Below are 22,458 nucleotides of genomic sequence, written 5' to 3' on the forward strand. Positions count from 1 at the left end.
TACAGCGTGACTCACGCTCTCGGCGACACCACGCTGCTCCCCTCCCTCGTTGCGGTACCCGACGGCGACGCCACGAGACCCACATTTGTGGCGGTACACACAACCCCGCCGGTGAGCACCCACATGGGGGATTGGCGTGACGACCTCGGATGGGTTGAGCGACTATGCGATCAGCCCAATGTGATCCTCGCGGGCGATTTTAACGCCACGGTAGATCACTTCCCCGCTGACCTCGGATGCTCGGACGCCGCCCAGTTCACAGGCGCGGCCGCCCTCGGCACCTGGAGCACATCGGTACCGAGCCTCCTGGGAGCACCCATTGACCACGTGCTCTACTCGTCCAGCTGGCGCGCAGTCGGTGTGAGTATCACCACGGACAACGATGAAGCAGGCTCCGATCACCGCCCCCTCACCACCCGCCTGACCCCTGCCCGATAACGGTCAACGATGAGAGAATAGACGCATGTCCACCAGCAATACACCCGCAGAAAGCGCTGCCCTTGTCGCAGAGGCCAACGAGGCCGTTGTGATCGACAACAGCAACCGCTCCACCACACCCACCTCGGAGGCGTTCACCTCCTTTATCATGAGCAACTGGGCTGACCGAGAGGATTCCTTACCGCCGCTGCGCGAGCAGGCCCCCTTTGCTGCCCGCCGCCGCGCAGAGCTCTCCCGCCGCTACCCCGGTCAACGGCTCGTCATCCGCTCCGGCGAGATGAAGCAGCGCTCCAACGACACGTTCTACGAGTACCGCGCGCACTCGGCCTTTAGCCATCTGACCGGATGGGCCACCGACAGCGAGCCGGGTTCCGTGCTGGTTTTTGAGCCGACGCCCACGGGCCACGACGTGACCCTGTACTTCCGTGAGCGCGCGGGCCGCGACTCAGACGAGTTCTACGCCAACCCCGAGATCGGCGAGTTCTGGATCGGCCCACGCCCCTCTCTCACGCAGGTTTCGGCCGATCTCGGCCTCCCCACTCTGGCTCTGGCAGAGTTTGCACCCACCGAAGCCGATGTGACACTCGCAGATACTCAGCTCCTCCAGGATCTCTCCGAGTTGCGTCTGGTGAAGGACCCCTACGAGATCCAGCAGATGCGGGATGCCGTGGCCGCCACGGCCCGCGGCTTCGACGACATCGTCGCCCAGCTACCAAGCATCACGGATCACAGCCGCGGTGAGCGCCTCGTCGAGGGCGCATTCCACAACCGCGCACGTCTCGACGGCAACGCGGTAGGCTACGAAACAATCGCGGCGAGCGGTTCGCACGCGTGCATCCTGCACTGGACCCGGAACGACGGCCCCGTCACCCCGGGGGATCTCATCCTGATCGACGCGGGCGTTGAGCTCGACAGCCTCTACACCGCCGACATCACGCGCACACTGCCCATCAACGGCACGTTCAGCCCCACACAGCGCCAGGTCTACGAGGCGGTACGCGAGGCAGCGGATGCCGCGCTGGCCGTCGTCCGCCCCGGCATCAAGTTCCGCGAGATTCACGCGACGGCCATGAACGTTATCGCCCGCTACACCTCCGAATGGGGTTTCCTCCCCGTCAGCCTGGAGGATACGCTGGGTAGCGATGTGCAGTACCACCGTCGATATATGGTGCATGGCACCAGCCACCACCTCGGCATCGACGTGCACGACTGCGCTCAGGCACGTCGTGACCTGTACCTTGAGGGAACGCTCGAAGCCGGTATGGTCTTCACAATCGAACCGGGTCTCTATTTCCAACCCGATGACCTCACCGTTCCGGCCGAATTCCGCGGCATCGGCGTGCGGATTGAGGACGACATCCTCGTCACGGAAACCGGTGCGGAGAATCTCTCGGCCTACATCCCTCGTACCGCGGATGAGGTGGAGGCGTGGATCGCGCGCCACAACGCGTCCTAGCCGTCACGATAACGCCGAAGGGGCGGTCCATCCGAACATTCGGGACCGCCCCTTCGGCGTGGTGGAGTTCTTCAACGGGGCGGAGACTGCAACACGTTACGTGCCCTGTTTACCAGGTCGGGATCAACCACCACGTCGTAGCGCGACGCAATCAGTTGCATCACCGAGGAGTACTCACGGCGGTTCCGGTTGAGGGAGTGGGAAAGCACACCAAAAAGCATCCCAAACCCGGCACAGATGATCACAGGAGCAAAGAAAACCGAGACAATGCTGGAGTTTTCCGGTTGGAAAAGAAAAAAGAGAATACCTAGGAAAAAACCGAGGTAAGACCCGGAAACAGCTCCCAGGAGCGCAACCCGGCCGTAGCTCATCCGACCGGTTACGCGTTCAACACTCTTGATATCGCCTCCCACGATGGAGATGTTGTTGAGCGGAAAATCGGCGTGCACTAGGTGGCCAACCGCCTCCTGTGCCTGCTGATAGGTGTCGTAGGACACGGCCACCTCGCCACGGGGCATGGTCGGAAAACGATTCGCGCCGCGCGAGGTCAGGGATCTAGGCGTACTCATCACCCCATTCTGTCACGCGACCCGGCGAGCGCAACGAGTATTTGCCCTGATTCCGGCGGGAATGCGGGCCGCCTCGGAGGCGAGGGCCGGGTAAGTTAGTGGTGTGACTTCAACCAGAGTATTCGTGGGCAGGCTGGCAGGCTGTGGCGTATTTGACCCGGTCGGTGATCGTGTGGGTCGAGTGCGCGATGTGGTTGTGGTCTACCGAAAATCTTCCTCACCTCGGGTGGTGGGGCTCGTGGTAGAAATCCCGGGTCGTCGGCGCGTTTTTGTCTCGATCGGGCGCATCACCTCGATTGGCTCGGGCCAGGTCATTACGACCGGCCTCATCAACGTCCGCCGCTTCGAGCAGCGCGGCGGCGAGGTGCGCGTGATCGCCGAGATGATCGGCCGCACTGTCAGCTTTGTGAACCGCAGTGGGGATGCCGTGGTTGAGGATGTTGCGGTCGAAAAGAACCGTGCCGGAACATGGGAGGTGAGCCAACTCTTTGTACGTAGACCGAAGCACAGCGCATCGCCCTTCAGCCGGGGCAGCACCGAGTTTGCCACCTGGCAGGAGGTCCGTGAGCAGATTCGCGCGGGCGAGAACCAGTCAGCGGAGCATCTGATCGCCACCTACTCCGACTTAAAGCCGGCCGACCTGGCTAATACCCTGCTCGATCTTCCCCGCGAGCGGATGCTCGCCGTCGTGGGAGAGCTCCCCGACAACCGCCTGGCGGATGTCCTCGAAGAGATGGTCGAGAGTGACCAGTTGGAGGTTCTTGCCGCCCTGGGCGATAACCGTGCAGCCGATGTTCTGGACAATATGCAGGCGGATGACGCAGCCGACCTCATCGCCCAGCTCCCCGAGGACGAGGGCGAGCATCTCCTGACCCTCATGGAGCCGGAGGAGGCTGAGGACGTCCGAATGCTCCTCGCCTACGGTCACGACACCGCCGGCGGCTTGATGAGCCCCGACCCCCTCGTGCTCTCGGCCGAGGCAACTGTTGCCGAGGCCCTCGCCCTGATCCGCAAGCACGAGCTAGCCCCCGCGATGGCCGCAGCCGTGTGCGTCACGCTGCCGCCCTACGAAACACCAACGGGCAGGCTCTTGGGCATCGTGCACTTTCAGCGGATGCTGCGCTACCCGCCGCACGAGCGCCTCGGCTCCATCCTTGATGAGGGCCTGGAGGTTCAGGTAGATACCTCAGCAGCCGAGGTCACGCGCATCCTGGCGAGCTATAACCTGGTATCCGTCCCGGTCGTCAATGGCGAGGACGGTCTCGTGGGGGTCGTCACGGTGGATGATGTCCTCGATCACCTTCTCCCAGATGACTGGCGCAGCCACGAGGCCGACGACGATCTGCATACCGGCCCCACCCCGACCATATCTGACCCCACCCTAGAGGAGGGTGAACGCGTATGAGCCGTTTCTCCCGCAACAATGACAACTTCGATTCACCCGTCCGGGCAGGTCGTCGTCGCGGCTCGACACAGCGTAATGTCTCGGGTAACGAATCCTTTGGTCGCTGGACCGAGGGTATCGCCCGCGCGATGGGTACCCCCTGGTTTTTGGTCGGCCTCACTCTCTTCTGCCTCGCCTGGCTCACCTGGAACACGTTTAGTCCCGAACAAGTACGCTTCGACTCTGCCGCGCTCGGCTTCACCGCACTCACCCTGATCCTGTCGTTGCAGGCTTCCTACGCGGCCCCCATGATCCTGCTCGCCCAGAATCGGCAGGACGACCGCGACCGGGTACAGATGGAGCAGGATCGGCAGCGCGCCGAGCGAACCCTCGCCGACACTGAGTACCTGGCACGCGAGGTTGTCGCGCTGCGCCTGGCCATCCAAGACCTCGCCGATAAGGATTTCCTCCGAGCAGAACTGCGCACGATTCTGCGCGAGCTGGAGGCGGATGAGAGCCAAGGGTCCGCCAACGGTGCGGATGCTCCCGGCAGCTTACCCGCGGGCGGACCGGTTCATCATGCCCGCTAGCCCCGACCTCACCTCGTCCGATCCGGTGGCGCGTCTTCACGCGGCCCTCGCCACAGTGATCGACCCCGAAATCCGCAAACCCATCACCGATCTCGACATGGTGGGCCGGGTTGAGGTCGAGGATGAAACCGCGCATGTCGTGATCAAACTCACGATTGTGGGCTGCCCGGCCGCACGCAGCATCGAGCGCGCCGTGCGGGCGGCGGTGCTGAGCGTGCCCGGTATTACCCGGGACGAGGTCACCATCACGGTAATGACCCCCGCAGAGCGCTCCGCCCTCACCGAGCGACTGCGCGCCGGACGGGGTGCCCAGACTGCCCAATTTGGCCCGGATAGCCTCACCCGCGTCTACGCGGTTACGAGCGGCAAGGGTGGCGTGGGCAAGTCCACTCTCACCGCCAACCTGGCCGTCGAATTGGCCACCCGGGGTCTCTCGGTGGGGCTGATTGACGCGGATGTTTTTGGTTTCTCGATCCCCGGTATCCTCGGTCTCGTACACGACGGCGTCACCCAGCCGCCCACCCGTGTGGGCGAAATGATCCTGCCACCCGTCGCGCACGGGGTCAAGGTCATTTCGATCGGGATGTTTCTGGAGGGCACCGATGCGGCCTCCCGCGCCGTATCCTGGCGCGGCCCCATGCTTCACCGAACGATCCAGCAGTTCCTCACCGACGTGTTCTTTGGCGACCTCGATGTGTTACTGCTCGATCTGCCCCCCGGCACGGGGGATGTGGCTATCTCGATCGGCCAGCTCCTCCCCCAGGCCGAGGTACTTGTCGTGACGACCCCGCAGCCTGCGGCTGCCGAGGTGGCCGAGCGCAGCGGAATCGTCGCCCGACAGACGGGGCAGTCCGTACTCGGCGTCGTCGAGAATATGGCGGGGGTTGAGCTTCCCGATGGTCAGCGGCTCAGTATCTTCGGTGAGGGAGGCGGGGCGGAGGTGGCCCGCAGGCTCTCGGCGGGGCAGCAGCACGCGGTTCCATTACTCGCAAGCGTCCCGCTGAGCGTGGCTCTGCGCGAGGGCGGCGACTCGGGACAACCTCTCGTGATCAGCACACCGGAAGATCCAGCCGCACACGCCATCAAAACGGTCGCGGATGTCCTCGGCCAGCGCCAGCGCGGCCTCGCCGGCCGGTCGTTGCCCTTCACTACCGCACACGGGTGAGGGGCACCGTGCACCGAGGAATACCACTCAGTCCGGTGTGGCCGCGTCCACACCGGGTCCGCATCCACGGGGAATACACGTCAGCCGGAAGATGCTCAGGGCCGTAGCAACGCGTTAGGTAGCCTCGGTGTCGTAGTGAAACACGAGCCCACCGCGAGCGTTGTCACCGCGCGGTTCATCTTCTTCCAGAGGCGGCGGACTGGCGGGAGCCGCGCTGGGGCTGTCGTCCTCCAACAGGGCGTCCCGGATGATGCGCCGCGGGTCGTATTGCCGCGGATCAAGCTTCTTCCAATCCACGTCGTCAAACTCTGGACCGAGCTCGTCACGCATGCGTTCCTTAGCCCCGCTGGCCATATCTCGTAGCGACTTAATCAGCTGAGCGAGCTTGGCCGTGTACATGGGCAACCGCTCAGGACCGAGCAGAAAAACGGCGATGACGCCGATCACCAAAAGCTTTTCAAACGTGAGTCCCACCCCCATAGCGTAATACGTTTTTCTCAGCGCCCCTGACACAACCCCGGTCGTCGTCTTCGTTCACGATTCAGCGCGCCTTACCGGGGCATCCACACACACGACATACGCTAAGAGCATTGCCCAGTCAACCGTGGAGTATCGCGTGTCCCAGATCGAAAATAATTGGAAGTTCGCCGAAGACTACCCCGTGGAGTCGCCGGTCCTGGAAAAAGCGCGAAAACTCTCGATTGAGATGGGCGTTGATCCCGTCTCCCGGGCCACTGCCGCACACCTGGCCAGCGTCGTTGCGATGACGGGATCACACAGCATTGCCGAGATCGGCACGGGATTGGGCGTCAGTGGGCTGAGCATGCTGACGTCTTTCCCCGCCGTCACGCTCACCACAATTGATGTGGAGTCGGAGTATCACCGCCTCGCTCGGGCCCTCTTCAGCGACGCCAACATCGCACACACACGCGTGAGATTCATCAATGGCCCCGCCGAGAATGTGCTGCCCCGAATGAACGAGAACAGCTACGACATCGTCTTGATCGACGGGGACCCCGACCGTCTGCTCGAGTATGTGGAACACAGCCTGCGCCTTGTCCGCCCGGGAGGAACCGTGTTGGTACCCCGCATCCTCGCGGAGGGCAGCGTCGCTAATCCGGCCTCCCGGGACCAGCTCTCGGTGGACTATCGGATGCTCATGGCCGAACTCGCCGACTCTGAGGCGGTCGTCACCTCGCTCCTGCCGGTCGGCGACGGACTCCTCCACATCACGCGACTCGCTGAGCGCTAGCAGAACTCACTCAGGCTGGACCGCTAGGAATAGGGCATGACAATTTCCAGCAGCGTACCTGGACTTCCCACCCCGCCACCACCCGTTTTAACGGGTATCACCGTGCAGCACGTTGCCCGCTCGTTTGGCGGTGTCCACGCGGTGCGCGATATCAGCTTCACCGCCCACCCCGGCAAGGTCACCGCGCTCGTGGGCCCCAACGGCTCCGGCAAAACCACACTGATCCTCATGCTCGCCACCCTGCTCGCACCCGACAGTGGCACGATCACCGTCAACGGCATTGACCCCGTTACGCACCCCCGCGCGGTGCGCGCCGTCATGGGGTGGATGCCGGACGCCCTCGGCGTCTGGTCTGCCCTCACCGTTCGTCGCACCCTCCTCACCGCGGCCAAACTGTATCAACTGCCGACCGCCACCATTCCCCAGCGGGTCGATGAGGTCCTCAACAGCGTGGGCCTCACCGCCCTGGCTGAGCAGCCCACACACGTGCTTTCACGCGGCCAGAAGCAGAAGCTTTCACTCGCACGGGCACTCATTCACCACCCCGCGGTGCTCCTGCTTGACGAACCGGCCAGCGGGCTTGACCCCGAGGCGCGGATCGAACTTCGACAAATGGTACGCTCACTCGCGGCCCAGGGCACAACGATCCTCATCTCCTCCCACGTCTTAAGCGAGCTTGACGAGATGGCCGATGATGCCGTCTTTATCAACGAGGGCGTTTCAGCCAGCGCGGAGGCTGTCATCGCGGCCACGTCCTCGGCCCGTGAGTGGCGCATTGGAGCGCTCCAGCCGCAGGCCCTGCACACCGCCCTCACCGAGTTCGGCATCCCCTACACCCTGGACCCCGTGACGGGGGCAGCCTCGGTGCTCATCGCGAACGAGACCGCCGCAGCCGAACTTCTCGGTCGGCTCATCACCCACGGGGTTACCATCCACAGCTATCAACAGGCCGTCGGCCGCCTGGAACACACCTTCCTCGACCTGAAACGGGGCACAGCGCAGTGAAAACCATCATTGAAATCGAACTCCGCCAACGAATCCGGGGCATCGGGTGGTGGGTCATGCTCGGCATCTGGACCCTCGGCATCGCCCTGATAACCCTCTTCACTCTTATCATTCTGGGTACGACAGACTCCGGCGACAGTTCAGCGTGGCTCTACTCCACAATTGTGCTTTTTTCCCTCCTCATGGCCACGCTGGTAATCCCTGCGCTCAGCGGCGGCTCCATCAACGGCGACCGTCAGGAGGGCACTCTCGCCACCACGCAGGTCACCCTCGTCAGCACGGGCCAGATCGTCCTCGGAAAGTTTCTCGCCGCCTGGCTTTGCTCACTCGCGTTTGTCGCTACGGCAACCCCCTTCCTCGTCATCGCTGCGCTGCGTGAGGGGATCAACCCGGTTGTGGTGATCGTGTCACTCGCGGTACTCATCGCCGAAATGGGTATCATTTCGGGCATTGGGGTGGGGATGTCAGGCCTCATGCCTCGCCAACTCTTTTCCGTGGTGAGCACCTACCTGATGGTCGCGCTGCTCACGATTGGCACACCCATCATCTTCGCGCTGCTGGTCGGCACTACCGTAACCCACAAGGAGACGACCGTACGCTCGTATAGCCTCGACGATTATGGCTCCTCCTGCGATGAAGTCACCATTGAGGATCGGTCGTATGCGCGTAGTGATCGCTACTGGTGGATCCTCGCTGCTAACCCCTTTGTCGTGCTCGCGGATGCCACCCCGGCTACGTTCAATGACGGTTATGTGGAGGGCCTACTCGGTGGCCTCAAGCTCGCGGTTCGCCAGGCCCAGATTCCACCGGAGATGCCCGACACGATCAATTATTGCGAAGAGAACGATTACTCGGATGGCGGTGATGACGAGAACACCGTCAACACAACCGTGCCCAGTTGGTTTGTCGGCCTGGGGCTCCACGTGCTGATCGCGGGGGCATTCCTTGCCGGTGCCGTTCGGAAGACGAGGACCCCCGCCCGTACCCTCCCGCGAGGTCAACGCATCGCGTAACTCTCCGCGCTTAACGACGGGAGGCTCGGAACCATCAGATTCCGAGCCTCCCGCTGATCGTGTGACCACCGTGTCGCGCGCCTGTTCCTCAGCGACGCGGTAAACCCCACCTACTTCTTAACAACTCCGGCGAGCGCATCGTGCAACTCTTGCGCCTCCGCGTCATTGACGGAGACAACGAGACGTCCGCCCCCTTCAAGAGGTACCCGGACGATAATCACACGCCCCTCTTTGACAGCCTCCATCGGCCCGTCTCCAGTTCTCGGCTTCATAGCCGCCATGACGCTCCCCTTTCTCGGTTGTGCTTCTTTACTACAATATCGGCAAACCGCCGGGTCCCTCTAATTGACGCTGTTGCGCGCGGCGCGCTGTTATGGTGGGGTCCAGTCGGCATCATCAATCCACCAGGCAATAGAGAGCCAGGCCCACTGACCCACCAGGCAGAGCAGGATGAGTGCTGCCCGGTAGAGCCTCGACCGCGGCTGCGCGATTGCCCCCAACACGGGAAAGAATGGCATCAGCAGGCGGAAAGTGCTCGACTGCGGAAAAAAGACCGCGAGCAGGTAGAGACCGTAACTCACCGTCCACAGGCGTAATTCGAGCCCCAATCTCCGCATCTGGGGGAGCCAGAAGGCCGCCACGACAAGGGCGAGCAGGACAATCAGAAGGATACTACCGAGGGGCACCCCGAACCACCAATTAGCCCCCTGGAACCACGCCGTGAAAGGCACAAGGTGCCCCTCACCGATATAGGGACGACGCCAAGCCAGCTCGGTATCGGTGTAGGCGGTGAGGGAGCCCGTGACAATCCAGGCGATGCCAGGCCAGAGGAACCCCATCACCCCGCTGAGAACCGCCAAGCCAGCCCCGGCCAGCATCTCGCGCACGGGAAAGGGATCAACGGCGCGGCGGAGCCAGCGGAAGACCCACCAGAGCCCCAGGGTGAGCGCACAGGCGAGCCCCATGGGTCGGGTCAGAGCCATCAGCATAATCGTGGGAACCATGAGGGCGTACCGACGACGCACGAGCAACCAGAGCATCAGGGTAAGCAGGAAAGCCCCCATCGACTCCGCATAGGACACTTGCAATAGGGGTGAAATCGGAGCAAAACAGTAGAGGGCCACCGCAAAGAGCGCCTGAGAACAGTCCAGGTAGGAACGCAGGAGACGGTAAAATAACAGGGCCGTGGCAAGGCCAAAGATGACCGACACCGTCGGGGCAAGAATTGGCCACGGTACCGTGGTTATCAGGCTGAGACCGCGCACGAGAAACGGAAAAACAGGCATGAACGCCCACGCGTTCTCCGTCACCAGACCGGCACCATCCACAGGGAGTTCCGATGGATAGCCGTAGAGGGCGATGCGCCAATACCACTGACCATCCCACAGGGTCGAATACTCCGCCAGGCTGGGTGCCCCCGACACCCACCCCATAACTGGTACCTGGCGTGAGGCAAAATACAGCAAGAGTGAGGTACTCACGATGCGTGAGGCGATAAAAATGATCACGATCCGCAGCCACCAGGGCGTCAACCGGTACCGTATCGTCACGTCGCGGCGCAGAGTCTCAACCGTCGGCATGACTGCGAGCTTAGCCGAGGAGCCAGTCGCGGAGGCCACGCTCACACTCACGAATGTCCGCAATAGACACGCGCTCGTCGTCAGCATGGGCCTTCAGCGGGTCACCGGGTCCGTAGTTGACGGCGGGAATGCCCATCTGGCTGAAGCGGGCCACATCTGTCCACCCGTACTTGGGTTGCGGCTCGCGACCCACCGCGGCCACAAAGTCGAGCGCGAGGGGGGCGTCGAGACCGGGACGAGCGCCCTCGGCCCGGTCCACGACCGTCAGCTCGGCGGCGGGAAAGAGCTCCCGCAGGTGTTCGATTGCCTCATCAGCCGTGCGGTTGGGCGCAAATCGGTAGTTCACATGGACCATGCACTCGTCGGGGATGACGTTACCGGCGATCCCCCCCGTGATCCCGACGGCGTTAAGGCCCTCTCGGTACACCAGGCCATCAACCTCCACCTGTCGCGGCGTGTATTCGGCCAGTGTGCTCACGATCTGCCCCACCTTGTGGATAGCGTTCTCCCCCACCCAGCTGCGGGCGGAGTGCGACTGCACCCCGCGGGTACGCAGTTCCACTCGAACGTTCCCATTGCAGCCCCCCTCGATACCGGCGTTACTGGGCTCACCAAGAATTGCAAAGTCTCCCTGGAAAAGATCGGGACGGTTGGCAGCCAGCCGACCGAGGCCGTTGAGATGGGCGGCGACCTCCTCATGGTCATACCAAATCCATGTGATATCGACGGTGGGGCTCACGAGTTCGCAGGCCAGCTTGAGCTGGACAGCCACCCCCGCCTTCATATCGACGGTGCCGCGACCCCAGAGATAGTCGTCACCCTCAACGCTCTCGGCGCGCACGGGTAAGTTGTTATTGACCGGAACGGTATCAATGTGCCCGGCGATGATCACTCGCTGGGCACGCCCCAGGTTCGTGCGGGCAACAACGCAGTCACCGTCACGAATGATTTCTAGATGCCCGTACCCCGTCATTGCGGTCTCAATGGCGTCAGCCAATCGGGTTTCGTTACCCGAGACCGACTCAATGTTGCAGAGCTGGCGCGTAATATCGGCCGAAGATTGGGTCAGGTCAAGAATTTGTTCGTCACTCACCATACGAGTGTAGCGATGGGCGCAACCCGGCACCCGAGGCACGCGGATATCCGCCCCCATTGGGCCACGATAACCTAGAGAAATGACTTCTACTACACGACAGGCCTGGGGACTCGGACTCGCCACCGTAGCATCAGACGGCACCGTACTGGACACGTGGTACCCCGCCCCCCAGCTGGGACCCCTGCCCGCCGACCGCGACCCCTGGATCGCCTCCGCACAGTTGGAGGAGTTGGCCACGCCGGACCCCCGCCGCGAGGTCACCACCACAATCGTCACGGTTGAGATCACCCTGGACGATCCCCCCGCGAACACCGCGGATGCTTACCTGCGCCTGCACCTCCTCTCGACGCTCCTGGCCGCTCCCAACACCATCAACCTCGACGGCATCTTCGGCCACCTGCCCACGGTGGTATGGACCACGGCCGGTCCCGTGTCTCCCGCGGCGTTCGACCGTCTGCGCCCCGCGCTCAAACGAGCAGGCATTATTGCGACGGGGATCGACAAGTTTCCCCGGCTGCTGGACTACGTGACGCCCGCGGGTGTGCGCATCGCCGATGCATCCCGCGTGCGTCTGGGAGCCCACCTGGCGTCCGGTACCACCGTCATGCACGAGGGTTTTGTTAACTTCAACGCAGGAACGATAGGCCAATCCATGGTGGAGGGTCGCATCTCACAGGGCGTTGTGGTGGGTAACGGCTCCGATATCGGTGGCGGTGCTTCCATCATGGGCACCCTGTCCGGTGGCGGCACCCAGCGCATCAGCATTGGCGAGCGCTCTCTTCTCGGAGCCAACTCCGGCATCGGCATCTCTCTCGGCAACGACTGTGTGGTGGAGGCCGGTCTATACGTGACCGCAGGCACCAAGGTTCTCTTGCTGGATGGCTCCCTGGATCCGAGCGGCCTGCCCCGGGCGGTCAAAGCGGTTGAGCTATCGGGCGTTGACAATCTGCTATTCCGTCGCAACTCGCTCAGCGGTGCCGTGGAGGTCGTGCCTCGCACGGGTCAGGGCATCACACTCAACCCCGCGCTGCACGCCTAGTTTTCAGCGCACGGCGGTTTTCTGCACGGCGGTTTTACGGTTACACCCTGTGGATAACCGCCGTGTAGCCGCTCCTCACGGGCAGGCTGGGCGACATGACCCCTCACAAGTCGATCACACATACTGCCCGACCGAAAACCGTCGAGGCCCGGGCCCGCGCATTCCTGCGGCGGATGCCCAGCACCGGCTGGTTCAGCCACGAGACGGCCGCCCTGCTCTGGACGGGCGAGCTGCCGCCCCCGGTAGCGGCTCTGCACGTAAGCGTCCCCAGCGGCCACCGTGCGCCGCACGCGAACGGGATTCGCGGCCACAGCGCACGGACTCAGCCCGAAGACATCACGACGCTCCGGAGCCTGCCCGTGACAACCCCCGAACGTACCTGGCTTGACCTTGTCGGGGCCAGGGCGGGCGATGCCCCCGACGAGTACGATGTCGTGTGGGGTGATGCACTCCTCCGCTGCCGGGAGCGAACCGTAACGGTTGAGGGTATGTGTGCCGTCGCTCGCGCCGCTATCCGCACTCCTGGTCGGGTTCGAGCGATAAAAGCTCTCCCCCGGCTCTGGACCGGTTCCCCCTCTCGCGCCTACTCAGCGCTGCACTATCAGCTGGTTGAGGCCGGTCTGCGGCCGGACCTCAACGCCCACATCCCCGGTGCCCGTCAGCCTTATCCAATATCTTTTGAGTCCGCACGGGTGGCAATCCGGTGCACAGCCGCAGGGAGAGCCACAACGCCTGACCGGGTGCAGGATTGCCCACCGGGGTGGACCGTCCTGCACATCACGGATGAGCACCTTCACGAGCACGACCGGGTGGTCAAGCTCTTGGTCGAGTCCGTGACTCGCGACCCCTCCGAGATGGTCCTCTAGCGCGGAAAGTTACGCTCGGGAGCACCCGTATAGAGCTGCTGCGGGCGACCAATTTTGGTGTGCGGATCGGTCTGCATCTCGCGCCACTGAGCAATCCAGCCGGGGAGGCGTCCAATGGCAAACAGCACCGTAAACATCCGCGTGGGGAATCCCATCGCCTTGTAGATAACACCGGTGTAGAAGTCCACATTGGGGTAAAGTCGCCGCTCACGGAAGTAGTCGTCGCTCAGGGCAATCTGTTCTAGCTCTTTGGCCAGGTCAAGCAGCGGATCGTGCACACCAAGCGCGTCAAGCACAGCATCCGCGCTCTCCTTGACGATCTTGGCCCGGGGGTCATAGTTCTTATAGACACGGTGGCCGAAGCCCATAAGGCGCACACCGGCATCCTTGTTCTTGACACGCTCGACAAACTTCTCGACGCCCTCGCCAGAATCGCGAATCTTGCCTAGCATGTCAAGCACCGCCTCATTGGCACCGCCGTGCAACGGGCCCGAGAGAGCGTTGATACCGGCCGAAACTGAGGCAAACATATTGGCACCGGTTGAACCCACCAGTCGCACGGTTGACGTGGAGGCATTCTGCTCGTGGTCAGCGTGCAGGATCAGCAACTGGTCAAGGGCACGTCCGAGCACGGGGTCAATGTCGTATTTTTCGGCCATGTTGCCAAAGTTGAGCTTGAGAAAGTTATCCACAAAACTGAGCGAATTATCGGGGAAGAGAAAGGCCTGGCCGATGGACTTCTTGTGGGCATAGGCCGCAATCACGGGGAGCTTGGCCAGTAAACGGATGGTGTTAATTTCGACCATCTCGGGGTCGTTCGGGTCGAGGGTGCCCTCGTAGTAGGTGGAGAGCGCAGACAGGGCGCTTGAGAGCACAGACATCGGGTGCGCTGTGTGGGGCAGCGCGGAGAAGAAACGCTTAAGATCTTCGTGCAGCAGAGTGTGTCGCCGAATATTGGCGTCAAACTCACCCAGCTGATCGGGGGTAGGCAACTCACCGTAGATGAGTAACCAGGCAACCTCCAGGTAGGTGGAGTGCTCAGCGAGTTGCTCGATGGGGTACCCCCGGTAGCGCAGGATGCCCGCGTCACCGTCGATATACGTGATCGCCGACTGTGTCGCCGAGGTGTTCACAAATCCATAGTCCAGCGCTGTCAGCCCGCTCTGACGTGTCAGCGATGACAGGTCAATTGCGGATGCTCCAGCAGTGGCTGGAAGGAGGGGGAACTCCGCTGTTCCTCCGGGGAACGACAGCTGAGCTTTCTGTCCTTCACCGCTCACTATCCCGTTATCAGTCACGTCGTCTCCTCCAGTGGTTAACCGTCAGTGTCTGTGCCATAAGACAGCACAGGGCACGGACCTTTGGGCCCATAGCCGTTCAAGCCTAACCTGTCGGGAGCCTGTCGAGTGAACCAGGGTTCATCAGGTCGCTCAGACGTTAGATAAGCGTGATGCGGCCTCGGCAATGCGCTCGTCAGTCGCGGTGAGGGAAAATCGAACGTGTCCCGGAAAAAAATTGCCATAAAAAACACCGGGACCAGCCAGAATACCCAGGTCAGCGAGCCGACCAACGCTCTGCCACGCGTCGCGCCCCTCGGTAGCCCACAGATACAATCCGGCGTCACTCAGGTCAACCCGGAAACCCGAGGCCTCCAACGCGGATTTGAGTACAGCGCGGCGAGCGCGATAAAGCTCCTTTTGCGCTCGGACGTGCTCATCATCACCCAGGGCGGCAACCATTGCCGCCTGCACCGGTGCGGGTGGGATCATGCCGGCGTGTTTACGGATGGTCAGCAGACGCCCGATGAGGGCAGTGTCCCCCGCGACAAAAGCCGCGCGATACCCGGCCAGATTGGACTGCTTACTGAGCGAATACACCGAGAGTACGCCCGCGTGCGAGTCCCCCACTACGCGGGGGTCCAGGATGCAGGGCGTGGGATGGTCGGACCACTCTCCGCTCCAGCCCAACTCGGCATAACACTCGTCGCCAACGATCACGGCCCCGCGATCTCGCGCGGCGGCCACCGCCTGACGCAGTGCTTCCACCCCCAGAACGCGCCCGTCAGGATTACCCGGCGAGTTGAGCCACACGAGCTTCGTGTTCTCGGGCCACTCATCGGGGTGGTCAGCCGCCTGCGGCTCGGCACCCGCAAGCGCAGCCCCCACGGCGTAAGTGGGGTAGGCGGCGCGAGGGTGCACAACGACATCCCCCTCGCCCAGACCCAACATGAAAGGCAGCCACGCGACAAGCTCTTTGGAACCGACGGTGGGCAGCACCGCAGCGTCCGTCAGGGCGGTGACACCGCGGCGACGGCCAAACCACTCGATAATGGCCTGACGCAGCCGTGGCGTACCGGCGGTAACGGGGTAGGCATGGGCGTCGGTGGCATCCGACAGGGCCTGGCGGATAGTGGCGGGAGTCTCATCCACCGGAGAGCCGATAGAAAGGTCAACGATGCCACCCACGTGATCTCGGGCCCTGGCAGCATAGGGAGCCATCGCATCCCACGGATACTCCGGCAGCTGTCCTAACATGACGCCCTAGCCTCCCTGCGGCGGCAGTGCGCTGATAACGGGGTGGTCCATAGCGTAGGTGCCAACTTTGGCAGCACCGCCAGGCGAACCGATCTCACTGAAGAACTCCACGTTAGCCGTATAATAATCGGCCCACTTCTCAGGAAGATCGTCCTCATAATAGATGGCCTCAACGGGGCACACGGGCTCACAGGCTCCGCAATCGACACACTCATCCGGGTGAATATAGAGCGAACGCTCACCCTCATAGATGCAATCAACGGGGCACTCATCAATACACGCGCGGTCTTTGACGTCGACGCACGGGAGGGCGATGACGTAGGTCACGGGGTCTCCATACTTCTCGGGGCGGGATTTTCCTGTCCTAGTTTATCCCCTAACTCGCGGTGAACCCGGGGCCGCAACACGGCACCGATGCCGATCACAAGACAGCCAACTACCCAGACCCAGCCAAGGGAATCACCGAGGATCAGCACGGTACCGCCGGAACTCTGAGTGGTATAAAGGGCCACGGCCGGGATCACACCCCCCATAAACTGCACCGCGCGACCCACTCCGTGACGACTCAGCCGGGCATAAACCACAATGGCCAGACAACCCAGAAGAGCCACGATAATGCCCCAGGGGACCGTGACGCCCACAACAATGACGTTATTTGTGTGCTGAATCGAACCCACCGTGCCGTAAAGAAAGCCGCCGATGACAGTGAGCGTGGCGTAAAAAACGCGAGCCCGTAGCGAAGATGGGCGGGGATCCGGGCCAATCGCTCCCGTGCTCGGGCGGGAGTTCTCCGCCGACATCCAGGGCGAGGTAGTGGTCATTGGTCAACTTTAGCGTGGTCTCGGCTGGACAACAATCAACATAACCCACTAACCTCAACTAAGGACAGGCTAACCATATTTTGCATCCCCGCCATCGACGAAAGGATCCGAGTGCTCGGCACATTTCTGATTGGGCTGCGCGAAGGACTTGAGGCCGCGCTCGTCGTGGGCATTCTGATCGCCTACGTGCACCGGATCCAACGCTCGGATGTTGTGAAACGCATCTGGATCGGCGTAGGGCTCGCAGTATCCGCCTCTCTCATCCTCGGTGCAATTCTGACGTTTGGCACCTACGGGCTGTCGTTTGAGGCTCAGGAGATTATCGGCGGAACCCTTTCCATCGTGGCCGTCGGTTTTGTCACCTGGATGGTGTTCTGGATGCTACGCACCGCCCAAAACATGAAGGGTGAGTTGCAGGGCAACGTTGATAAGGCGCTCGTGGGTGCGGGCTGGGGACTCGTCTTCGTCGGCTTCATCGCAGTCGGCCGCGAAGGTATCGAGACTGCGCTCTTCCTGTGGGCCACCCTCAAGTCAACCGGCAACCCTGCTCAGGCCCTGCTCGGTGCTGTACTCGGCCTCCTCGCCGCCGTGGCTCTGGGCTGGCTCATCTACCGCGGCATGGTGCGCATTAACCTGTCAAAGTTCTTCACCTGGACGGGAGCCCTCCTGATCGTGGTCGCGGCGGGTGTCATTGCCTATGCCATTCACGATCTCCAGGAGGCTCGGGTGCTTCCCGGCCCGTTCGAGGCCGCACCCGTCGGAGCCCCAACCTGGCTTCAGGCCTTCTACGGCGACGCCGGGTGGGCGTTCCGCATCCCGCACATCATCGCCCCCGGCGGGCTTCTGGGGGCAGTACTCAAGGGAACCATCGGGTTCACCCCCGAAATGACCCGGCTGGAGGTACTCGCCTGGTTCCTCTACATCGTTCCCACACTGACCATCTTTATCACCGTCGTTGCCCGTCACCGCCGCGTAGCCGTGCGTGCAGCCGCCCAGACAACCGAAGATGCACCCCCCACGTTAACCACACAGTCCGTCTAAGGAGAAGTATGAAGCACCGCCGACTACTGCCTACCCTGGCCACCACGGGAACCCTCGTGATGCTCACAGGATGCGTTCCCAACAACACCGGTGCCGATGCGCTGGCCATCGCGGTAAATAGCACCGCCGATGACTGTATCGTCGATACAGCAACGGCGGCCAGCGGTCCCATCACGTTTACGGTGACCAACTCGGGGGACAAAATCACGGAGTTCTACATCCTGGCGGAGGACAAACTACGTATCGTGGGAGAGGTGGAAAACATCGCCGCCGGCGTGAGCCGCGACCTCACGGTCATCGCCCAGCCCGGTACCTACTACACCGTGTGCAAGCCAGGGATGATCGGTGACGGGCTGGGCCAGAACACATTCACCGTAACGGGCGAATCGGTGGCGCTTTCCGACAACGACCAACAGGCTGCCGACGATGCCGTGGCAAACTACACCGCCTACGTTAAGACACAGGCAAGCGAACTCGTCCCCCACGTACAGGAATTTGTGGACGCGTACACGGCCGGCGATGTGAAGAAGGCCCGCGAACTTTTCCCGATCGTGCGCATCAACTACGAACGCATCGAGCCCACCGCCGAACAGTTTGGCGACCTCGACCCCAAAATTGACTATCGCAAGCCCGGCGCCGAGGCCGAAGGCATCCCCTTCACCGGCTTCCACCGAATTGAGATGGACCTGTGGCTCGACGAGGCTAAAGCTCGTTACCCCGAGGAGAACCTCACCGCCCTTGATCCGGCCGGACGCAGAACCGTCGGCGAGCAGTTAGTCGCCGATGTCACGGCGCTCTACGACGATGTTCACTCGGCCGATTTTCAGCTCACACTCGGCGATATTACCAACGGAGCCATCAGCCTTCTCGACGAAATCTCGGCCCCCGACGGCAAACTCCCCGGCGAAGAAAACGAATTTGGGCACACTGACCTCTACGACTTCTACGCCAACGTTGAGGGTGCCGAGGTGGCCTACGGCAACGTGCGCGACATTGCCCTGGGTAAAGGCCAGGAAGGCGAAGACCTCACCGCCACGCTCGATAAGCAGTTTGCCCGGATGAAAACCCTGCTTGAAACGTATGGCAACTATGATGACGGTTTCGTCTTCTACAATACGGTTGACCAGGAGGCTCGCAACGTACTGGGTGCCCAGCTCAACGCCTTGAGCGAGCCACTGGCTTCCCTCACCCACACCGTCCTGGGCGTTGGATCATAGGATTACCACGGATGACGACCCCCGCTGATATCCCCCCGACCACACCGACAGACCCGTCCAGCGCCGCACCGACCCCAGCGGCTGATCCCTCTCCCCCGGCGAAAGGTACCCCCAGTGGTCTCTCTCGCCGGGGGCTTCTGGGGCTTCTGGGGGTGAGTGCCACCGCCGGTTTTGTGGGCGGCGTTGCCTCGGTTGCCGCCGCCGTCCCCCGCTCCGACAGCCCAAGCGTTGCTGAATCCTACGAATTCTATGGAAAAAACCAGGCCGGCATTGTCACCCCCGCTCAGGACAGACTCTTCTTCGCCAGCTACGACATGCTCCCCACGGCCACTCGCGAGGATCTCATCGAGTTGCTCCAAGACTGGACCTTCGCCGCGTCACGGCTCACCCAGGGACTCGATGTGAGCGAGACGGGTGCCGTGGGTGGCTCCCCTCTACTCCCCCCCGATGACACGGGCGAAGCTCTGGGACTACCCGCAAGCGGGCTCACCCTCACATTTGGTCTCGGCCCCACCCTCTTCACCGCCGCCGACGGCACCGACCGATACGGCATAGCGGATCGCCAGCCCACAGAACTGCGTGAGCTACCTCTCTTTGCTTTCGACATCCTGGAGGAGGCGCAGAGTGGCGGCGACCTGTGTATTCAGGCCTGCGCCAACGACCCCCAGGTTGCTCTGCACGCCATCCGCAACCTCAGTCGCATCGCATTTGGCCGCGCACACATCCGCTGGTCACAGCTGGGATTTGGTCGAACATCATCTACCTCCACCGCCCAGGCAACCCCGCGCAACCTTTTTGGATTCAAAGACGGCACCGCCAACATCATGGCGGAGGACCACGCGGCCGTCACCCGATCGGTGTGGGCAGACGCCTCAGGCGACCGGGGGTGGATGGCTGGCGGCACTTATTTAGTGACCCGCAAAATTCACATGACCATCGAGACGTGGGACCGGGCCCGACTCGAAGAGCAGGAGAATATCTTCGGCCGAGACAAGGGCGAAGGTGCGCCCCTTTCCGGCACGAAAGAGTTTGACTCACCCAACTTCGACGCGGTGCGCTCGGATGGCGGACCGGCCATCCCGGTCAACTCACATGTGCACCTGGCTCACCCCAACAACAATAAGGGTGCCCAGATTCTGCGCCGCGGCTACAACTACGTGGATGGGAATAACGGCCTCGGCCAACTCAACGCCGGGCTCTTCTTCATCTCATTCCAGCGCTCTCCCGAACAGTTCATTCGCATCCAGAAAAAGCTGGCGACAGACGCGCTGAACGAGTACATCCGGCATGTGGGTTCCGCACTCTTCGCGGTTCCCCCGGGATGTGCGAGCGGCGGGTATATCGGCGAGGGACTCTTCACATAATCTTCCCGCCGCGACAGCACGCGTAAATAACTGAGGGGGCCTGTCACGAATAACGGCCCCCTCAGTACGCGGATGTCGCGCCCGCTACTCGTTCTGTTTCTTGAGGCGAGCCGTGCTGCGCGAACGGGCCGAAGCATCCAGCTCCACCTTGCGAATACGAATCGCGGCGGGGGTGACCTCTACACACTCATCCTCGCGCGCGAACTCCAGGCACTCCTCCAGCGACAACTGGCGTGGCGGGGTCATCGACTCAAATGTGTCGGAAGAAGCTGCCCGCATATTGGTGAGCTTCTTCTCTTTGGTGACGTTCACATCCATGTCCTCGGAACGCGAGTTCTCGCCGATGACCATGCCCTCATACACTTCTTCGGTGGGCTGGACAAAGAACGACATCCGCTCCTGCAGATTAATCATGGCAAACGGCGTGGCCACACCGGCACGGTCGGCCACAATCGAGCCGTTAACCCGTGTGATGATGGCCCCAGCCCAGGGCTCGTACCCGTGCGAGATAGCGTTGGCGATACCCGTACCTCGCGTGGTGGTCATGAACTCCGTGCGGAAACCAATCAGACCGCGGGCGGGAACAATGAATTCCATTCGCACCCAGCCGGTACCGTGATTGGACATGCCGTCCATCCGACCCTTGCGGGCGGCCAGCAACTGCGTGATCGCGCCGAGGTATTCCTCCGGGGCGTCAATCGTGAGGTGCTCGAAGGGCTCGTGAACCTTACCGTCAACGCGCTTGGTGACCACCTGCGGCTTACCCACCGTGAGCTCGAAGCCCTCACGACGCATGTTCTCGACGAGAATCGACAGAGCCAACTCCCCGCGGCCCTGAACCTCCCAGGCATCCGGGCGTCCGACATCAAGAACCTTGAGCGAGACGTTACCGATCAGCTCGCGGTCAAGACGATCCTTCACCATACGGGCGGTGAGCTTGTGGCCCTTCACCTTGCCCACGAGAGGCGAGGTATTGGTGCCAATCGTCATCGAGATGGCGGGATCGTCAATCTCGATCATGGGCAGCGGGCGAACATCCTCGGCATCGGCAATCGTCTCACCGATGGTGATGTCGGCGATACCGGCCACGGCCACAATGTCGCCGGGACCGGCGCTCTCAGCGGGAAAGCGAGTGAGCGCCTTCGTGAGCATCAGTTCGGTAATGCGCACATTGTGCACGGTACCGTCGTGGCGAACCCAGGCCACGGTCTGACCCTTGTTGATTGTGCCGTGGTGCACGCGCAGCAACGCGATACGCCCCAGGAAGGGCGAAGAGTCAAGGTTCGTGACGTGCGCCTGCAGCGGATGCTCGTCGTCATACACGGGAGCCGGGACGTGCTCCAAGATGGCCTCAAACAGAGGCTCCAGCGTGTCATTGTCGGGCAGCGTGCCATCGGCGGGCTTGGTGCGGCTCGCGGCACCGGCGCGGCCGGAAGCATACACGACGGGGACGTCCAGGATGGCGTCCAAATCAAGATCGGGGTGTTCATCCGCCATATCGGAGGCGAGACCAAGGAGCAGATCCTGGCTCTCGGAGACAACAGCGTCAATACGCGAGTCGGGGCGGTCTGTCTTGTTCACAAGGAGAATCACGGGCAGCTTGGCTTCCAGCGCCTTGCGTAGCACAAAACGGGTCTGTGGCAGGGGCCCCTCGCTCGAATCAACGAGCAGAACAACGCCGTCTACCATGCTCAGTGCACGCTCCACCTCGCCACCAAAGTCGGCGTGGCCGGGGGTGTCCACCACATTGATGGTGACGGGTCCATTCGTGGCGTGCTCGCCCTCGTAGAGAATGGCGGTGTTCTTGGCGAGAATCGTGATTCCTTTTTCGCGCTCAAGGTCGTTGGAGTCCATCATGCGGTCGTCGGTCTCAAAGTGAGCGTCGAACGAGTTGGTCTGCTTCAGCATGGCATCGACAAGCGTCGTCTTACCATGGTCTACGTGGGCGACGATCGCAACGTTTCGAAGGTCATCGCGGGTGGCCAAAGCCATAAAAGTATCCTCAGGAGGTGCTAAGTGGATGTGGTG

The 22,458-nt window shown here is 62.3% G+C and carries 23 protein-coding genes; 13 read left to right on the forward strand and 10 right to left on the reverse strand.

What is annotated here, in order from left to right:
* Positions 1-438 (forward strand): endonuclease/exonuclease/phosphatase family protein (locus FB466_RS06135; protein WP_211344777.1); only part of this gene is annotated, 438 nt, incomplete at its 5' end.
* A gap of 25 nt (positions 439-463) precedes the next feature.
* Positions 464-1,894: an aminopeptidase P family protein gene (locus FB466_RS06140; RefSeq protein WP_141916892.1), complete on the forward strand. Its 1,431-nt coding sequence runs from the start codon at positions 464-466 to the stop codon at positions 1,892-1,894.
* Positions 1,895-1,965: 71 nt separating this feature from the next.
* On the opposite strand, the gene FB466_RS06145 is transcribed toward FB466_RS06140, so the two are convergent.
* Entirely contained in the window at positions 1,966-2,463 is a 498-nt protein-coding gene (locus FB466_RS06145; protein WP_141916894.1) for a YflT domain-containing protein, read from the reverse strand.
* A gap of 103 nt (positions 2,464-2,566) precedes the next feature.
* Here FB466_RS06145 and FB466_RS06150 point away from each other — a divergent pair, with 103 nt between their 5' ends.
* The 3 genes from FB466_RS06150 to FB466_RS06160 are packed head-to-tail and all read left to right on the forward strand — an operon-like array spanning position 2,567 to position 5,602.
* Positions 2,567-3,868 (forward strand): magnesium transporter MgtE N-terminal domain-containing protein, encoded by a 1,302-nt coding sequence (locus FB466_RS06150; protein ID WP_141916897.1) that lies wholly within the window; start codon positions 2,567-2,569, stop codon positions 3,866-3,868.
* A complete protein-coding gene (locus FB466_RS06155; RefSeq protein ID WP_141916899.1) occupies positions 3,865-4,437 on the forward strand; it encodes a DUF1003 domain-containing protein in 573 nt (190 codons plus the stop codon). Before FB466_RS06150 ends, FB466_RS06155 begins: the two co-directional genes overlap by 4 nt.
* Positions 4,427-5,602, forward strand: a complete 1,176-nt coding sequence (locus tag FB466_RS06160) for an Mrp/NBP35 family ATP-binding protein (RefSeq protein WP_141916901.1) — start codon at positions 4,427-4,429, stop codon at positions 5,600-5,602. The genes FB466_RS06155 and FB466_RS06160 overlap by 11 nt, the downstream gene beginning before the upstream one ends.
* A 114-nt stretch (positions 5,603-5,716) precedes the next feature.
* Here FB466_RS06160 and FB466_RS06165 read toward each other — a convergent pair whose 3' ends face one another.
* Positions 5,717-6,082 carry a twin-arginine translocase TatA/TatE family subunit gene (locus tag FB466_RS06165; RefSeq protein WP_141916903.1) on the reverse strand — a complete coding sequence of 122 codons (366 nt, stop codon included), beginning with the start codon at positions 6,080-6,082 and terminating at the stop codon, positions 5,717-5,719.
* 136 nt (positions 6,083-6,218) lie between these two features.
* Between FB466_RS06165 and FB466_RS06170 the strand changes: the two genes are divergently transcribed.
* The 3 genes from FB466_RS06170 to FB466_RS06180 are packed head-to-tail and all read left to right on the forward strand — an operon-like array spanning position 6,219 to position 8,872.
* Positions 6,219-6,854, forward strand: a complete 636-nt coding sequence (locus FB466_RS06170) for an O-methyltransferase (RefSeq protein WP_141916904.1) — start codon at positions 6,219-6,221, stop codon at positions 6,852-6,854.
* Between the two features lie 36 nt (positions 6,855-6,890).
* On the forward strand, positions 6,891-7,859 hold the full coding sequence (locus tag FB466_RS06175) for an ABC transporter ATP-binding protein (RefSeq protein ID WP_141916906.1): 969 nt from the start codon (positions 6,891-6,893) through the stop codon (positions 7,857-7,859).
* The gene (locus tag FB466_RS06180; RefSeq protein WP_141916908.1) at positions 7,856-8,872 is read left to right on the forward strand and encodes an ABC transporter permease; all 1,017 of its coding nucleotides are present in this window, start codon (positions 7,856-7,858) and stop codon (positions 8,870-8,872) included. The genes FB466_RS06175 and FB466_RS06180 overlap by 4 nt, the downstream gene beginning before the upstream one ends.
* A gap of 110 nt (positions 8,873-8,982) precedes the next feature.
* On the opposite strand, the gene FB466_RS06185 is transcribed toward FB466_RS06180, so the two are convergent.
* The 3 genes from FB466_RS06185 to dapE form a co-directional block, all read right to left on the reverse strand.
* Positions 8,983-9,153, reverse strand: a complete 171-nt coding sequence (locus FB466_RS06185) for a DUF3117 domain-containing protein (RefSeq protein WP_141916910.1) — start codon at positions 9,151-9,153, stop codon at positions 8,983-8,985.
* 90 nt (positions 9,154-9,243) lie between these two features.
* Positions 9,244-10,491: a hypothetical protein gene (locus FB466_RS06190; protein ID WP_246054557.1), complete on the reverse strand. Its 1,248-nt coding sequence runs from the start codon at positions 10,489-10,491 to the stop codon at positions 9,244-9,246.
* Entirely contained in the window at positions 10,463-11,545 is a 1,083-nt protein-coding gene (gene dapE / locus FB466_RS06195) for a succinyl-diaminopimelate desuccinylase (RefSeq protein WP_246054558.1), read from the reverse strand. The genes FB466_RS06190 and dapE overlap by 29 nt, the downstream gene beginning before the upstream one ends.
* A gap of 82 nt (positions 11,546-11,627) precedes the next feature.
* Between dapE and dapD the strand changes: the two genes are divergently transcribed.
* Positions 11,628-12,587, forward strand: a complete 960-nt coding sequence (gene dapD / locus FB466_RS06200; protein ID WP_141916914.1) for a 2,3,4,5-tetrahydropyridine-2,6-dicarboxylate N-succinyltransferase — start codon at positions 11,628-11,630, stop codon at positions 12,585-12,587.
* Between the two features lie 95 nt (positions 12,588-12,682).
* Complete coding sequence (locus tag FB466_RS06205) at positions 12,683-13,453, forward strand: hypothetical protein (RefSeq protein ID WP_141916916.1); 771 nt, start codon at positions 12,683-12,685, stop codon at positions 13,451-13,453.
* On the opposite strand, the gene FB466_RS06210 is transcribed toward FB466_RS06205, so the two are convergent.
* The 4 genes from FB466_RS06210 to FB466_RS06225 form a co-directional block, all read right to left on the reverse strand.
* The gene (locus FB466_RS06210) at positions 13,450-14,751 is read right to left on the reverse strand and encodes a citrate synthase (RefSeq protein ID WP_141916918.1); all 1,302 of its coding nucleotides are present in this window, start codon (positions 14,749-14,751) and stop codon (positions 13,450-13,452) included. The genes FB466_RS06205 and FB466_RS06210 overlap by 4 nt on opposite strands.
* Before the next feature lie 132 nt (positions 14,752-14,883).
* Positions 14,884-15,987: a succinyldiaminopimelate transaminase gene (gene dapC / locus FB466_RS06215; protein WP_141916920.1), complete on the reverse strand. Its 1,104-nt coding sequence runs from the start codon at positions 15,985-15,987 to the stop codon at positions 14,884-14,886.
* A gap of 6 nt (positions 15,988-15,993) precedes the next feature.
* Positions 15,994-16,314, reverse strand: a complete 321-nt coding sequence (gene fdxA, locus FB466_RS06220) for a ferredoxin (protein ID WP_141916921.1) — start codon at positions 16,312-16,314, stop codon at positions 15,994-15,996.
* Positions 16,311-16,808, reverse strand: a complete 498-nt coding sequence (locus FB466_RS06225; protein ID WP_141916923.1) for a hypothetical protein — start codon at positions 16,806-16,808, stop codon at positions 16,311-16,313. Before FB466_RS06225 ends, fdxA begins: the two co-directional genes overlap by 4 nt.
* Positions 16,809-16,919: 111 nt before the next feature.
* Here FB466_RS06225 and efeU point away from each other — a divergent pair, with 111 nt between their 5' ends.
* From efeU to efeB, 3 genes are read left to right on the forward strand one after another with little or no spacing between them, the layout of a single operon-like run.
* Positions 16,920-17,849, forward strand: coding sequence for an iron uptake transporter permease EfeU (gene efeU / locus FB466_RS06230; RefSeq protein WP_141916925.1), 930 nt, complete (start codon positions 16,920-16,922; stop codon positions 17,847-17,849).
* 8 nt (positions 17,850-17,857) lie between these two features.
* Positions 17,858-19,066 carry an iron uptake system protein EfeO gene (gene efeO / locus FB466_RS06235; RefSeq protein WP_141916926.1) on the forward strand — a complete coding sequence of 403 codons (1,209 nt, stop codon included), beginning with the start codon at positions 17,858-17,860 and terminating at the stop codon, positions 19,064-19,066.
* Between the two features lie 11 nt (positions 19,067-19,077).
* Positions 19,078-20,430: an iron uptake transporter deferrochelatase/peroxidase subunit gene (gene efeB / locus FB466_RS06240; protein WP_141916928.1), complete on the forward strand. Its 1,353-nt coding sequence runs from the start codon at positions 19,078-19,080 to the stop codon at positions 20,428-20,430.
* 84 nt (positions 20,431-20,514) lie between these two features.
* Here the strand turns inward: efeB and typA are convergent, their stop codons facing one another.
* On the reverse strand, positions 20,515-22,422 hold the full coding sequence (gene typA / locus FB466_RS06245) for a translational GTPase TypA (protein WP_141916930.1): 1,908 nt from the start codon (positions 22,420-22,422) through the stop codon (positions 20,515-20,517).
* Positions 22,423-22,458 lie beyond the last annotated feature (36 nt).

The sequence above is a fragment of the Klugiella xanthotipulae genome (assembly GCF_006716695.1).
In the GTDB taxonomy this organism is placed as follows: domain Bacteria; phylum Actinomycetota; class Actinomycetes; order Actinomycetales; family Microbacteriaceae; genus Klugiella; species Klugiella xanthotipulae.